This is a genomic window from Enterobacter sp. ku-bf2, from assembly GCF_001742765.1.
Taxonomy (GTDB): domain Bacteria; phylum Pseudomonadota; class Gammaproteobacteria; order Enterobacterales; family Enterobacteriaceae; genus Enterobacter; species Enterobacter quasiroggenkampii.
The window spans coordinates 315,299-329,602 of sequence record NZ_MDVW01000018.1 but is presented as its reverse complement, the minus strand read 5'-3'; the positions used below and the strand labels follow the sequence as shown (position 1 = coordinate 329,602).

11 protein-coding genes are annotated in these 14,304 nt (G+C 55.7%); 6 read left to right on the top strand and 5 right to left on the bottom strand.

The window, feature by feature from the left end; translation table 11 throughout:
* Nucleotides 1–35: 35 nt before the first annotated feature.
* The 5 genes from surA to apaH are packed head-to-tail and all read left to right on the top strand — an operon-like array spanning nt 36 to nt 4,360.
* The gene (surA, locus tag BFG58_RS16585; protein WP_045907775.1) at nt 36–1,322 is read left to right on the top strand and encodes a peptidylprolyl isomerase SurA; all 1,287 of its coding nucleotides are present in this window, start codon (nt 36–38) and stop codon (nt 1,320–1,322) included.
* The gene (pdxA, locus tag BFG58_RS16580) at nt 1,322–2,308 is read left to right on the top strand and encodes a 4-hydroxythreonine-4-phosphate dehydrogenase PdxA (RefSeq protein WP_069720146.1); all 987 of its coding nucleotides are present in this window, start codon (nt 1,322–1,324) and stop codon (nt 2,306–2,308) included. Before surA ends, pdxA begins: the two co-directional genes overlap by 1 nt.
* On the top strand, nt 2,305–3,126 hold the full coding sequence (gene rsmA, locus BFG58_RS16575) for a 16S rRNA (adenine(1518)-N(6)/adenine(1519)-N(6))-dimethyltransferase RsmA (RefSeq protein ID WP_008502020.1): 822 nt from the start codon (nt 2,305–2,307) through the stop codon (nt 3,124–3,126). Before pdxA ends, rsmA begins: the two co-directional genes overlap by 4 nt.
* 3 nt (nt 3,127–3,129) lie before the next feature.
* Nucleotides 3,130–3,507, top strand: coding sequence for a Co2+/Mg2+ efflux protein ApaG (gene apaG / locus BFG58_RS16570; RefSeq protein WP_032644031.1), 378 nt, complete (start codon nt 3,130–3,132; stop codon nt 3,505–3,507).
* Between the two features lie 4 nt (nt 3,508–3,511).
* The gene (gene apaH / locus BFG58_RS16565; protein ID WP_045907773.1) at nt 3,512–4,360 is read left to right on the top strand and encodes a bis(5'-nucleosyl)-tetraphosphatase (symmetrical) ApaH; all 849 of its coding nucleotides are present in this window, start codon (nt 3,512–3,514) and stop codon (nt 4,358–4,360) included.
* Between the two features lie 36 nt (nt 4,361–4,396).
* Here apaH and folA read toward each other — a convergent pair whose 3' ends face one another.
* From folA to kefF, 3 genes are all read right to left on the bottom strand, one after another.
* The gene (gene folA, locus BFG58_RS16560) at nt 4,397–4,876 is read right to left on the bottom strand and encodes a type 3 dihydrofolate reductase (protein ID WP_069720145.1); all 480 of its coding nucleotides are present in this window, start codon (nt 4,874–4,876) and stop codon (nt 4,397–4,399) included.
* Nucleotides 4,877–4,990: 114 nt separating this feature from the next.
* The gene (gene kefC / locus BFG58_RS16555; protein WP_069720144.1) at nt 4,991–6,856 is read right to left on the bottom strand and encodes a glutathione-regulated potassium-efflux system protein KefC; all 1,866 of its coding nucleotides are present in this window, start codon (nt 6,854–6,856) and stop codon (nt 4,991–4,993) included.
* A complete protein-coding gene (kefF, locus tag BFG58_RS16550) occupies nt 6,849–7,379 on the bottom strand; it encodes a glutathione-regulated potassium-efflux system oxidoreductase KefF (RefSeq protein WP_045907770.1) in 531 nt (176 codons plus the stop codon). The genes kefC and kefF overlap by 8 nt, the downstream gene beginning before the upstream one ends.
* Before the next feature lie 351 nt (nt 7,380–7,730).
* Here kefF and BFG58_RS16545 point away from each other — a divergent pair, with 351 nt between their 5' ends.
* Nucleotides 7,731–10,616, top strand: a complete 2,886-nt coding sequence (locus tag BFG58_RS16545) for an autotransporter outer membrane beta-barrel domain-containing protein (protein WP_083261497.1) — start codon at nt 7,731–7,733, stop codon at nt 10,614–10,616.
* A gap of 47 nt (nt 10,617–10,663) precedes the next feature.
* Here the strand turns inward: BFG58_RS16545 and BFG58_RS16540 are convergent, their stop codons facing one another.
* Entirely contained in the window at nt 10,664–10,897 is a 234-nt protein-coding gene (locus BFG58_RS16540; protein WP_021240552.1) for a YgdI/YgdR family lipoprotein, read from the bottom strand.
* A 182-nt stretch (nt 10,898–11,079) separates the two neighbouring features.
* Nucleotides 11,080–14,304, bottom strand: coding sequence for a carbamoyl-phosphate synthase large subunit (carB, locus tag BFG58_RS16535; RefSeq protein ID WP_047072642.1), 3,225 nt, complete (start codon nt 14,302–14,304; stop codon nt 11,080–11,082).

The following is a 14,304-nucleotide window of genomic DNA, read 5'->3' as shown; positions in this document are numbered from 1 at the left end:
TAATCCGCTTTGCGGTTAATTGAAATGGAAAAAGTATGAAGAACTGGAAAACGCTGCTGCTCGGTGTCGCTATGGTTGCGAATACCAGCTTCGCGGCCCCCCAGGTTGTTGATAAAGTCGCCGCGGTGGTTAACAACGGCGTCGTGCTTGAAAGTGACGTTGACGGTCTGATGAAATCGGTGAAGCTCAATTCGGGCGAAGCGGGTCAGCAGCTTCCGGATGACGCCACGCTGCGCCACCAGATCCTGGAGCGTCTGATCATGGATCAGATCGTTCTGCAGATGGGGCAGAAAATGGGTGTGAAGGTCACTGACGAGCAGCTCGATCAGGCGATCGCTAACATCGCGAAACAAAACAACATGTCTTTAGACCAGATGCGCAGCCGTCTGGCCTATGACGGCATCAGCTACGCCACCTACCGTAATCAGATCCGTAAAGAGATGCTGATTTCGGAAGTGCGTAACAACGAAGTGCGTCGCCGCGTCACTATCCTGCCTCAGGAAGTGGACGCGCTGGCAAAACAGGTGGGTAACCAGAACGATGCGAGCACGGAGCTGAATCTGAGCCACATTCTGATCCCACTGCCAGAGAACCCAACGTCCGATCAGGCTGCGGAAGCAGAAAGTCAGGCGCGTTCCATTGTCGAACAGGCGCGTAACGGCGGCGACTTTGGCAAGCTGGCCATCACCTACTCCGCAGACCAACAGGCGCTGAAAGGCGGCCAGATGGGCTGGGGACGTATTCAGGAGCTGCCGTCCATCTTTGCTCAGGCCCTGAGCACGGCGAAGAAAGGGGATATCGTCGGTCCAATCCGTTCAGGCGTGGGCTTCCACATTCTGAAAGTGAACGATCTGCGCGGCCAGAGCCAAAATATCTCCGTTACCGAAGTTCACGCTCGTCATATTCTTCTGAAACCGTCACCAATCATGACTGACGATCAGGCGCGAGCGAAGCTGGAACAGATTGCAGCAGACATTAAGAGCGGTAAAACCTCGTTTGCGAAAGCAGCAAAAGAGTTCTCTCAGGATCCTGGCTCTGCTAACCAGGGCGGCGATCTGGGCTGGGCGGCAGCGGATATTTACGATCCTGCCTTCCGTGACGCGCTCATGAAGCTGAACAAAGGCCAGATTAGCGCGCCGGTCCACTCTTCGTTTGGCTGGCATCTGATCGAGCTGATGGACACCCGTAACGTTGATAAAACGGATGCGGCGCAGAAAGACAGAGCCTACCGTATGCTGTTTAACCGTAAGTTCTCTGAAGAAGCAGCCACCTGGATGCAGGAACAACGCGCCAGTGCTTACGTGAAAGTGCTGAGCAACTAATGAAACAGCATCGTGTTGTTATCACGCCCGGCGAACCCGCCGGGATTGGGCCTGACCTCGTTGTCCAGCTCGCCCAGCGCAGCTGGCCAGTAGAACTGGTTGTCTGCGCGGATGCAACACTGTTACAGGACCGGGCAACGCTGCTCGGTCTGCCTTTAACGCTCATCCCTTACGTTGAAGGTCAACAGCCTGCACCGCAGCAAGCCGGTACCCTCACCCTTCTCTCTGTTCCCCTTCGTACGCCGGTCATTCCTGGCCAGCTCAGCACGGAAAACGGCCACTATGTGGTTGAAACCCTTGCGCGCGCCTGCGACGGTTGCCTGAAGGGCGAATTTGCCGCCCTGATTACCGGCCCCGTCCACAAAAGCGTGATCAACGAAGCGGGCATACCGTTTACCGGGCATACGGAGTTCTTCGAAGAGCGATCGCACAGTCCGAAAGTGGTGATGATGCTGGCGACCGAAGCGATGCGCGTTGCCCTGGTGACCACCCATCTGCCGATCAAAGCGATTCCGGATGCGATCACCCCCGATCTCCTGCGCGAGATCATCGGGATTTTGCATCACGATCTGCAGACAAAATTTGGGATCCCGCAGCCGCATGTGCTGGTTTGTGGCCTGAACCCGCACGCGGGCGAAGGCGGGCACATGGGCACCGAAGAGATCGACACCATCATTCCGGTACTCAACGAAATGCGGGCGAAGGGAATGAACCTCAGCGGTCCGCTGCCTGCTGATACCCTTTTCCAGCCGAAATACCTGGATAATGCCGACGCCGTGCTCGCGATGTACCACGATCAGGGCCTGCCCGTGCTAAAATACCAGGGCTTTGGCCGCGGGGTGAATATCACCCTCGGTTTACCCTTTATTCGAACGTCCGTTGACCACGGTACTGCGCTGGATCTGGCAGGCCAGGGGAAAGCGGATGTCGGCAGTTTTATTACGGCGCTTAATCTCGCCATCAAAATGATTGTTAATACTCAATGACTAATCGAGTCCATCAGGGCCACTTAGCCCGTAAACGTTTCGGGCAAAACTTCCTTAACGATCAGTTCGTGATCGAAAGCATTGTCTCGGCTATTAATCCACAAAAAGGCCAGGCGATGGTCGAAATCGGCCCGGGCCTTGCCGCACTGACCGAGCCGGTAGGCGAACGCCTCGACGAACTGACCGTCATCGAACTGGACCGCGATCTGGCCGCACGCCTGCAAACGCACCCGTTCCTCGGGCCGAAGCTGACTATCTATCAGCAGGACGCCATGACCATGAACTTCGGCGAACTGTCGGAAAAAATGGGCCAGCCGCTGCGCGTATTCGGCAACCTGCCGTATAACATCTCCACGCCGCTCATGTTCCACCTCTTTAGCTATACTGATGCCATTGCCGATATGCACTTCATGTTGCAAAAAGAGGTGGTTAACCGTCTGGTTGCAGGCCCGAACAGTAAAGCGTATGGTCGTTTAAGCGTGATGGCACAATATTACTGCAACGTGATCCCGGTACTCGAAGTACCGCCGTCAGCGTTCACACCACCACCGAAAGTGGATTCAGCGGTTGTGCGCCTTGTGCCGCACAAAACGAAACCGTACCCGGTTAAAGATCTGCGTGTACTGAGCCGCATTACCACTGAAGCCTTTAACCAGCGTCGTAAAACGATCCGTAACAGCCTCAGCAATTCATTCACCGTTGAGGTATTAGCTGAACTGGGGATCGACCCGGCAATGCGTGCGGAGAACATTTCCGTAGAGCAGTACTGCAAGCTGGCTAATTACATCAGCGAAAATGCGCCGCCGAAGGAGAGTTAAGCCATGATTGATTCGCCCCGCGTATGTGTCCATGTACAAAGTGTCTATGTTGAATCACAGTCCTCGCCGGACGAAGAACGCTTTGTCTTTGCTTACACCGTGACCATTCGCAACCTGGGGCGGACGCCCGTGCAACTGCGCGGACGCTACTGGCTTATCACCAACGGCAATGGCCGCGAAATCGAAGTTCAGGGGGAAGGTGTGGTCGGTGAACAGCCCCACATCGCCCCTGGCGAAGAGTACCAGTACACCAGCGGCGCGGTGATTGAAACGCCGATGGGTACCATGCAAGGCCATTATGAAATGGTCGATGTCGATGGCAATGGCTTCCGCGTTGCCATTCCCGTGTTCCGTCTCGCCGTAACCACACTTATTCATTAATCTAATGTCTACATATCTGATTGGCGACGTTCACGGTTGCTACGATGAACTGATCGCATTATTAAAACAGGTCGACTTTACGCCAGAACAGGACACGCTCTGGCTGACGGGCGATTTAGTCGCACGTGGCCCCGGCTCGCTTGAGGTATTACGTTTCGTCAAATCACTGGGCGACAGCGTGCGCATGGTGCTGGGCAATCACGATCTGCATCTGCTGGCAGTGTTCGCCGGGATCAGCCGCAATAAACCTAAAGATCGCCTCACCCCGCTGCTGGATGCGCCGGACGCGGACGATCTGATTAACTGGCTGCGCCGTCAGCCCCTGCTGCAGGTTGACGAAGAGAAAAAGCTGGTCATGGCGCATGCCGGGATCACGCCACAATGGGATCTTGAAACGGCGAAAACCTGTGCGCGTGACGTTGAGGCAGTGCTGGCAAGCGACTCGTATCCTTTCTTCCTCGATGCCATGTACGGCGACATGCCGAACCACTGGAGCGAGGATCTCAGCGGTCTGGCCCGTCTGCGCTTTATCACGAACGCCTTCACCCGTATGCGTTTCTGCTTCCCGAACGGACAGCTGGACATGTATTCCAAAGAGACGCCGGAAAGCGCACCGGCCCCGCTCAAACCGTGGTTTGCCATTCCGGGACCGGTGACAAGCGAGTACAGCGTGGTATTTGGTCACTGGGCTGCACTGGAAGGAAAAGGGACGCCGGACGGGATTTACGGTCTGGATACCGGATGCTGCTGGGGCGGAGAGCTAACCTGTTTACGCTGGGAAGATAAAGCTTACTTTGTTCAGCCGTCCAACCGACAGCTGGACTTAGGGGAAAGTGAGGCCGTCGCCTCCTGAATCATGCCCTCTCCCGGGCGGGAGAGGGCAAATCACTTAACGACGTTCCAGGATCTCGAAGCAGTAGCTGTGAGAGTTCTGTGCATCCGCATCGTGGAATTCGCTGAATACCGATTCCCACTCGTCCGGATCGTAGTCCGGGAAATGGGTATCCCCTTCCACTTCCGCATCAATATGGGTCAGATACAGCTTCTGCGCTTTAGGCAGGAACTGCTCGTACACGCGCCCGCCGCCAATTACCATGATCTCTTCGGCATTGCCGCATGCAGCAATCGCCTCGTCGACGGATTTTACCCATTCGACGCGATCGTCAGTACGCGGCTGGCTACTGATAACGATATTTTTACGGCCCGGCAATGGACGACCAATCGACTCCCAGGTCAGGCGGCCCATCACTACCGGCTTGTTTAACGTAGTACGTTTAAACCATGCGAGATCGGCAGGCAGGTTCCACGGCATGGCATTTTCCATACCGATAACGCGGTCCACCGCCAGCGCTGCAATCAGACTGATCATTGAAAATTTCCCGGATGCAAAAAATTGCCGCCACTATACGGAAAGCTTAATCTTTCGTCGACTGGCGGCAGAGTAAAGATACAGAAATTTTTTAATATTGCTGGCAACTCCACTTCACGCGGAAGGTTTACTCTCCGGTTCGTCAGCCGGATCGCCGGTATGCTTGCCCTCTTCCGTGCCCTGCCAGCCGTGACGCTGGATCAGCGACAGGTGATTGCGATCCTCATTGATGATTTCCGTCAGCATGGCGCTGGTGCGTTTAAACACTGCCGCACGCTCCGTGGCCGTACTGCCTGCCATCGCCGCCATCTCTTCCACCATTTCGGTATTAAAGCGACGGAATAGATCCGCCCGTTCGCGGGCTTCATACGCGCCGAGCCCCAGGTTTTCCAGCGCCATGCGGCCAGACTTCAGCGCGCCTTCAAAGGTTTCACGCTCGGGGGCTGCGACGCCCGCCTGCCTGAGGCGGATATAATGATCAACATCGCGCGCGCGGGAAATGATGGTCAGATCCGGAAAATGCTCTTTCGCCATTTCCACCATCTGCATGCTGGTCTCCGGATCGTCAATCGCGTTAATCAATACCTCCGCTTTCGCCGCCCCGGCGGATTCCAATAGATCGACGCGGGTTGCATCGCCGTAAAACACCTTCATATCAAATTTACGCAGGGTATCGACATGGTCGGGGTCGTGATCGAGGATAACCATTTTCACCCCGCTGGACAGCAACAGACGGCCAACGATCTGCCCGTAGCGGCCAAATCCGGCAATGATGACGCGAGGCTGCTCCTCGTCAATCTCATCGGCTTCGCGCTCCTGATCGCTACCCGATTTTTCCAGACGCGTCAGCACCACAAGCAGAACGGGCGTCGCGGCCATCGACAGTGCGACTGCCAGCGTCAGCGCTTTTGCCCACTCGGGATCGAGGACGTTTGCCATCTGCGCCGCGCCAAAGACCACGAACGCAAATTCGCTCCCCTGCCCCAGCAGAACCGCAAACCAGCTGCGCTGCTTATTCGGCACCTTCAGCGGACGCGCAATCAGCCACAGCATCGCCATTTTAATGATCAGGAAGCCGACCAGCAGGACGACGATCCGCAGCGGGTGCGTCACCAGCGTGCCGAAGTCGACGGACATTCCTACGCCGATGAAAAACAGCCCCAGCAGCAAGCCTTTGAACGGCTCGATATCGCTTTCCAGCGCGTGACGGTATTCGGAACTCGCCAGCAGAACGCCCGCCAGGAAGGCCCCCATCGCCATCGAAAGACCGGCTTCCTCCAGCAGCAGACCGAAACCAAACACCAGGAAGAGCGCCACGGCACTGAACACTTCGCGAAGGCCCGAGCGGGCAACGAACCGCAGCAGCGGGCGGGTGACGTAGCGACCAAGCAGCACCACCAGCGCCAGCGCCCCCACGACTTTTAATGCCGACAGCGCGAACGCCCCCAGCGTCGTGGAGGAACCGCTGGCCGCTAGCAGCGGGATCATCGCCACCAGCGGGATAGCGGCAATGTCCTGGAACAGCAGCACTGAGAACGCGCTGCGTCCCATCTGGGAGACCGTCAGATTGCGCTCGTTCATAGCCTGCATGGCAATGGCGGTCGAGGAGAGCGCCAGCGTCATGCCGATAAGCTCTGCCACTTTCCAGTCCATGCCCAGCAGGATGCAGAACCCACCCAGCAGCAGGCCACAGGCCACCATCTGCAGCGCCCCGCCGCCAAATACCGAGGCGCGAAGCTTCCACAGGCGCTGCGGATCGAGCTCCAGACCAATCACAAAGAGCATCAGCACAACGCCAATTTCAGCGAAATGAAGGATCGCCTCTGCATCCGTCACCAGTCGAAAGCCCCACGGTCCAATAACGCAGCCCGCAATCAGGTAGCCGAGAACAGAGCCCAGCCCCAGGCGTACCGCCACGGGCACAATCAGCGCCGCTGCGCCAAGGTATATCAGCGCCTGTATCAGCGTATGGCTATCCATGGTGCGCCTCCTGCCACTCAAGTAAGCGTTGTTTATAATGGCGAGCCTGCGCCTGCAGCGTTTCGTCATCGCAGACAAAGGTGCAGTGCATCGCAAAAGGCGGGAGCCAGTTCAGGCCGCAGTAGAGCGCGGTCGCCTGCAGCGGCTGTGCCAGGACCTCAAAACCCGGGAAGGAACCAATATCAAAGTGGCTTTCTCCTCCGCCCGTGGTAACCGCCCACATCAGGCTTTTCCCTTTTAGCGCATGACCATTGTGGCCATACGCCCAGCCGTGGGAGAAGACCTTATCAATCCACAGCTTCAGCAGCGGGGGCGTGCTGTACCACTGCATGGGATGCTGCCAGACGATCAGATCGGCACGGGAAAGCGCCTCCTGTTCAGCGGCGATATCGATGTTGAAATCGGGATAAAGTTGATAGAGAGAACGTATCTCTACGTTATCAAGCGTCCTTACCTGCTCAAGCATCCGCTTATTCGCATGAGAGTGCTGCGGATAAGGGTGCGCGTAAATAATGAGTATCATCAAATGGCCTGTCTTCTTCTCTTCTTGTAGCAGTGAGTGTAGACAGTTAACCCGCCCGGTGAAAGGGGCGTAGAGGCCATGAAAAGGAAAGCGCAGCTATTGGTAATCATCATTCGCAGGACGTTTTTATCTTCGCAAAAGATCCATGACATGAATTCCTCCCGTTAATCCATATAAAGATGAGATATTTTAAGAAAATCTAAAATAATTTTTTAATAAATCGATCTATACATAACACATTGAAAAAATAATAATTTTATGCTCTTTGTCGCGAGCTCATTCTTTTACTTCGCATATAAACGTTATTTTAATGCGTTATATCGCGCCCTTCTTATTCAAATGGATGTGTACATGAGCAACAATTATTTCAGACTCAATAAAACAACCAGAACGCTGGGCAATCTGTTTCCTGCCTTGTTGATATTCACGCCCGCCGTAGCCTTTTCCGGTACGATTGACCAGTCCACCTCCGTGCCGCAAGATTTCTCCGCCGACACTGAATACGTCATAAGTAAAGACGTTACGATCACCTCTTCCGGGAATGAGGCGGCCGTCTCCGTAACAGGGTTTAACGTAAAAACGGCCACCAATCAGGGAAATATTTCTGGAACGGCAAACGGGCTAGAGATTAATACTGGCGCGCAGCGCGTCATTATTAATAATGATCTCAACGCAAATATTACATCTAAAACAGGCAACGCTATTAACATCCAGTCAATGCTGGGTGACTTAAATAATGAGGGAAATATTTCCGGCGCTGAAAATGGGATCTTTGTCAGTGAATCTTCCTCTGCAATAAATATTTCCAATACGTCATCGGGAGTGATAAAAGGTAAGAACGGTATCAGCGCTCAAACAGGGGCCGGTATAGATAACAGCGGTACAATCACCGGCACGAGTGACAACGGTATTATCCTGAGCGATGGCAATTCGAAAATCATCAACACGGGTACCGTTCAGGGCCTTCAGAACGGCATCAACGTAACGGATACGGCGAAAGTTGATATCACTAACAAGGGCTCGATTGGCGGTGGCGATACGGCGATTACGTTTGCCAGCAGCAAAAATAATACGTTGGTACTTGATACAGGCTCGTCACTGAAAGGCGACGTCATTTCTAGCATCTCTAAAGGAAATACGGTAACCCTGGCAGGAACCGGCACAGAAGACAGCAATTTTGTTGGCTTATCGGAAGGTGATGGCTTCGCTTCTTTAGAAATGGACGGTGAAAGCTGGGCGCTCTCAGGGAATATCGACATTATCGGTTCTGGTAATTCGCTGCTGGTTAACAGCGGTGAGTTAATCCTGTCAGGGAATGTGTCTAATGCAGGCACGACTCTCGTTGCCAAAGATGCTTCTCTCCAGTTGGGTGATGGCACGAGAACGGCGACGCTGAGCGGTGGACTGACCAACAACGGCACCCTTATTTTTAATCAGGGCAGTAATACGGCGTTCGCCACCGGCATTACCGGTAGCGGCAATGTTGAAAAAGTGGATTCCAACACCCTGACGCTAACCGGCAAAAACACCTACACGGGTGATACCGTTCTGCATAGCGGCACCACGCTGGTCGGTGTTGGTTCAACGCTTGGTACAAAGAGTAGCAACGCGACGATTACTGTCGAAAATGGCGCTCAGTTTGCCACTGCTGGCGAAGTAAACGACAATATCAACATCCTCACGGGTGGTACGCTGGCAGCATGGAATGCGATTCAGGGTAACGATACGCTGAGCGTTTCAGGTATCGATACGGTCAACGGCAACGTCACCAACGGTGGCACACTGTTACTCAGCGCCGCCAATCACAGCGTTGGCAATAATTTCACCATTAACGGCGACTATACCGGCTCTGCGGGCAGTCAGATCGTGATGAACAGTACCCTGGGTGAAGACAACTCGCCAACCGATCATCTCACCATTACTGGCAGCAGCTTTGGGCAGTCCGACGTCAGCGTGAACAACATTGGCGGCCTGGGCGCGCAAACCGTTAACGGCATGGAAATTGTCAGCGTTGGCGGCAGCTCCGAAGCCCAGTTGACCCTTGCCAAACCGGTGGTTGCCGGTGCGTGGGAATATAATCTTTATCAGCACAGCAACGGCAACTGGTACCTGGAGTCAAAGGCCACGCCTTCCGATGAACCGTCTGACAATACCGATGATGGCGATAACACCGACAACGGTGATAACACCGACAACGGCGGTAACACCGACAACGGCGGTAACACTGACAACGGCGGTAACACCGACGACGGCGGCAACACCGACAACGGCGGTAACACCGACAACGGCAGCAACAGCGGTCCTGAGGTCATGGCTCCGGAGGTTGGCGCTTACTTAGGCAACTACCTTGCCGCGCAGAGCATGTTCCTGCACAAGCGTGACGATCGCGATCAGATCACCTTCCGTAATGAAGAAGACCTCAACACCTGGATGTACGTCAAAGGTCGCTACCATGAAAACAATGCAGGCGGCGACAAAGTCAGCTATGACACCACCACCACCGTGCTTCAGGTAGGCAGCGACTTTATGAGCAAGCCTATGGACAACGGTATTCTGCGTGCGGGCGGCATGTTCGGGGCCGGTCAGGCGAAAACCCACTCTGATGCAAAACACAACGTGCGTGATGCGCAGGGCAAAGTGGACGGCTTTAACGTCGGCCTGTATGCAACCTGGCAGGAAGATCAGAAGCTGCGCCTGGGCAGCTACGTTGATACCTGGGCCGCCTACAGCTGGTACAACAATAAAGTGACCAGCAATCGCAACGATGAAGACTACGACAGCACCGGTTTTGCCGCTTCCGTCGAAGTGGGCCATGCGTGGGTGGTTGATTCAGAGAATGAGCGCACCTGGAAAATCGAACCGCAGGCCCAGATCGTCTACAGCTATCTGGATCAGGAAAATCATACCGATCGCGACGGCGTGCGGGTGACAACGCTGGACAACGACGGTCTGTTTGGTCGTCTGGGCGTCAAATCAAGCTACTTCCAGCAGAAAGATGTGAAAGCCTGGCAGCCGTACGTTGCCGTGAACTGGCTGAAAGGTGCGGGTCAAAACGATCTGGCGTTTAACGGCGAGACTGTCAGCAACGATACGCCGGAAGATCGTGGACAACTGGAACTGGGCGTCACCGGTAACCTGAACGACACCACCACGCTCTCCCTGCGCGCCAGCGGCGAGTGGGGTGAAAACAGCTATGCTGCTTATGGCGGTCATATCCTGCTGAACCACCGCTGGTAATCGTTCCTGAAAGACTAAAAGCCGTGGCAAACGCCACGGCTTTTTTATTAGTTATCCAGCTCGCCCATTGATTTAACCTGATCGCGGTTGATCTGCTCGGTCTGACCCGTTTCCGCATTTTTATACGACACCAGACCGGTATCATCATCGACCTGTGGTTTTCCGTCGGTGACAATAGTTTTGCCATCGGTGGTTTTCACTGCCTGGTTAGAGGAACAGCCCGCGACGGTAAACGTTGCAGTGGCGGCAAGAAGGGTGGCGATCAGTAATTTATTTTGCATGGTGTTTTCCCCTGCTCTCAGTTGAATTTCGTTATCGACCTAATGATTTTAGGCTAACTCACTGAATGCGGATGAAAAACCAGAAGGTTCTGAAGATGGATAAAGAAAAAAAGTAGGGCGGGTAAGCGAAGCGCCACCCGCCATTTGCCCGGCGGCGCTACCGCTTGCCGGGCCTACGCAGATTACTTGCTAATCTGCGCGTGCATTTCCTGAACCGAAATCACCTTCTCGGTGGCATCCGCGTTCAGCGCCATGGCTGTTGCGAAACCGCCGTTCAGGGTGGTGTCGTAGTGCACTTTGTACTGCAGCGCGCTGCGGCGAATCAGCTTGGAGTCTTCAATCGCCTGGCGGCCTGCGGTGGTGTTGATGATGTAGGTGTATTCGCCATTCTTAATACGATCCTGAATGTGCGGACGACCTTCATGCACCTTGTTCACCAGACGCGGATTGATGCCCGCTTCGCCCAGCACAATCGCCGTACCGTGGGTCGCGTCCAGCTCAAAGCCCTGCTTCAGCAGCTTGGCCGCAAGGTCAACCACGCGCTCTTTGTCGCCTTCGCGAACGGAGAGCAGCGCACGGCCCGATTTTCTCATGGTTGAGCTACTGCCCAGTTGCGCCTTCGCGAACGCTTCTGCGAAGGTGCGGCCTACGCCCATCACTTCCCCGGTTGAGCGCATTTCTGGCCCTAACAGCGGGTCAACGCCCGGGAATTTGTTGAACGGCAGCACCACTTCTTTCACCGAGTAGTACGGTGGAATGATCTCTTTGGTCACGCCCTGCTGTGCCAGCGTCTGGCCTGCCATCACGCGCGCCGCCACTTTCGCCAGCGGAATACCGGTGGCTTTGGAGACGAACGGTACGGTACGTGCCGCACGCGGGTTGACTTCAATCAGGTAGACTTCGTTATCTTTCACCGCGAACTGGACGTTCATCAGGCCGCGAACCTGCAGCTCGAAGGCCAGCTTCTGCACCTGCTGGCGCATCACATCCTGAATTTCCTGGCTCAGGGTGTACGCAGGCAGAGAACAGGCAGAGTCACCGGAGTGCACGCCCGCCTGCTCGATATGCTCCATGATGCCGCCAATCAGCACCATTTCACCGTCGCAGATGGCGTCAACGTCCACTTCTACCGCATCGTCGAGGAAGCGGTCGAGCAGCACTGGCGCATCGTTGGAGACGCTCACCGCCGTCTGGAAGTAGCGACGCAGGTCGGCTTCGTCGTAGACGATTTCCATCGCGCGGCCGCCCAGCACGTAGGAAGGACGCACCACCAGCGGGTAGCCAATCTCTTTCGCCTTCTCTACAGCCTGTTCGATGGCCGTCACCGTGGCGTTCGCTGGCTGTTTCAGCTTCAGACGGTCAACCGCCTGCTGGAAACGCTCGCGGTCTTCCGCACGGTCAATCGCATCCGGGCTGGTACCGATAACCGGTACGCCTGCCGCTTCCAGCGCGCGCGCCAGCTTCAGCGGAGTCTGGCCACCGTACTGCACGATAACGCCTTTTGGCTTCTCAATGCGCACGATTTCCAGCACGTCTTCCAGGGTAACCGGCTCGAAGTAGAGGCGGTCGGAGGTGTCGTAGTCGGTGGAGACGGTTTCCGGGTTACAGTTGACCATGATGGTCTCGTAACCGTCTTCGCGCAGCGCCAGCGAGGCGTGTACGCAGCAGTAGTCGAACTCGATGCCCTGGCCGATACGGTTTGGACCACCGCCCAGCACCATAATCTTGTCGCGGTCGACGGACGGGTTCGCTTCGCACTCGTCTTCATAGGTGGAGTACATGTACGCGGTGTCGGTCGAGAATTCAGCCGCACAGGTGTCCACGCGCTTGTAGACCGGGTGCAGGTCATACTGGTCACGCAGCTTGCGGATTTCCGCTTCGCGCACGCCCGCCAGCTTAGCCAGACGCGCATCGGCGAAGCCTTTACGCTTCAGCACGCGCAGGAAGTCAGCGTCCAGGCCGTTGATACCCAGCTCGGCCACTTTCTCTTCCAGACGCACCAGCTCTTCAATCTGCACCAGGAACCAGCGGTCGATGTTAGTCAGGTTGAAAACGCCGTCGACGGACAGGCCGGCACGGAAGGCATCGGCGATGTACCAGATACGCTCTGCGCCCGCGTCTTTCAGCTCGCGGCGGATTTTGGTCAGCGCTTCCGGGTCGTCCAGACTCACTTTAGGGTCGAAACCGGTCGCGCCCACTTCCAGGCCGCGCAGCGCTTTCTGCAGGGATTCCTGCTGGGTGCGGCCAATCGCCATCACTTCACCGACAGATTTCATCTGGGTGGTCAGACGGTCGTTCGCGCCCGCGAATTTCTCGAAGTTGAAGCGAGGAATTTTGGTCACAACGTAGTCGATGGACGGCTCGAAGGACGCAGGCGTGCGGCCACCGGTGATGTCGTTCATCAGCTCGTCGAGGGTGTAACCCACCGCCAGTTTCGCCGCCACTTTCGCAATCGGGAAGCCGGTCGCTTTAGACGCCAGCGCGGAGGAACGGGACACGCGCGGGTTCATTTCGATAACAATCAGGCGGCCGGTTTTCGGGTTCACGGAGAACTGCACGTTTGAACCACCGGTTTCCACGCCGATTTCACGCAGTACCGCCATCGAGGCGTTACGCATGATTTGGTACTCTTTGTCGGTCAGCGTCTGGGCTGGCGCAACGGTGATGGAGTCGCCGGTGTGGATACCCATCGCATCGAAGTTTTCGATGGAGCAGACGATGATGCAGTTGTCGTTTTTATCACGCACCACTTCCATCTCGTACTCTTTCCAGCCAATCAGCGATTCATCAATCAGCAGCTCTTTGGTTGGAGAGAGATCCAGACCGCGTTCGCAAATTTCTTCGAACTCTTCACGGTTGTAAGCGATACCGCCGCCGGTGCCACCCATGGTGAACGATGGACGGATGATGCACGGATAGCCCACGTCAGCCGCAACGGCCAGCGCTTCTTCCATGTTGTGCGCGATACCGGAGCGCGCGGTGTCGAGGCCGATTTTCTTCATCGCCACGTCGAAGCGGCGACGGTCTTCGGCTTTATCAATCGCGTCGGCGGTCGCACCAATCATGGTGACGCCGAATTCGGCCAGCACGCCCTGACGCTCCAGCTCGAGCGCGCAGTTCAGCGCCGTCTGGCCGCCCATGGTTGGCAGCACCGCGTCCGGACGCTCTTTCTCGATGATTTTACGCACCACTTCCCAGTGAATCGGCTCGATGTAGGTCGCATCTGCCATTTCCGGGTCGGTCATGATGGTAGCCGGGTTAGAGTTAACCAGGATGACGCGGTAACCCTCTTCACGCAGGGCTTTACACGCCTGCGCGCCGGAGTAGTCGAATTCGCAGGCCTGGCCGATGACGATCGGGCCAGCGCCAAGGATCAGGATGCTTTTTATGTCTGTACGTTTTGGCAT

What these genes read in the sequence shown, in the direction of transcription:
- surA (WP_045907775.1), top strand. Translation starts at nt 36, where the DNA reads ATGAAGAACTGGAAAACGCTGCTGCTCGGTGTCGCTATGGTTGCGAAT.
- pdxA (WP_069720146.1), top strand. Translation starts at nt 1,322, where the DNA reads ATGAAACAGCATCGTGTTGTTATCACGCCCGGCGAACCCGCCGGGATT.
- rsmA (WP_008502020.1), top strand. Translation starts at nt 2,305, where the DNA reads ATGACTAATCGAGTCCATCAGGGCCACTTAGCCCGTAAACGTTTCGGG.
- apaG (WP_032644031.1), top strand. Translation starts at nt 3,130, where the DNA reads ATGATTGATTCGCCCCGCGTATGTGTCCATGTACAAAGTGTCTATGTT.
- apaH (WP_045907773.1), top strand. Translation starts at nt 3,512, where the DNA reads ATGTCTACATATCTGATTGGCGACGTTCACGGTTGCTACGATGAACTG.
- folA (WP_069720145.1), bottom strand. Translation starts at nt 4,876, where the DNA reads ATGATCAGTCTGATTGCAGCGCTGGCGGTGGACCGCGTTATCGGTATG.
- kefC (WP_069720144.1), bottom strand. Translation starts at nt 6,856, where the DNA reads ATGGATAGCCATACGCTGATACAGGCGCTGATATACCTTGGCGCAGCG.
- kefF (WP_045907770.1), bottom strand. Translation starts at nt 7,379, where the DNA reads ATGATACTCATTATTTACGCGCACCCTTATCCGCAGCACTCTCATGCG.
- BFG58_RS16545 (WP_083261497.1), top strand. Translation starts at nt 7,731, where the DNA reads ATGAGCAACAATTATTTCAGACTCAATAAAACAACCAGAACGCTGGGC.
- BFG58_RS16540 (WP_021240552.1), bottom strand. Translation starts at nt 10,897, where the DNA reads ATGCAAAATAAATTACTGATCGCCACCCTTCTTGCCGCCACTGCAACG.
- carB (WP_047072642.1), bottom strand. Translation starts at nt 14,304, where the DNA reads ATGCCAAAACGTACAGACATAAAAAGCATCCTGATCCTTGGCGCTGGC.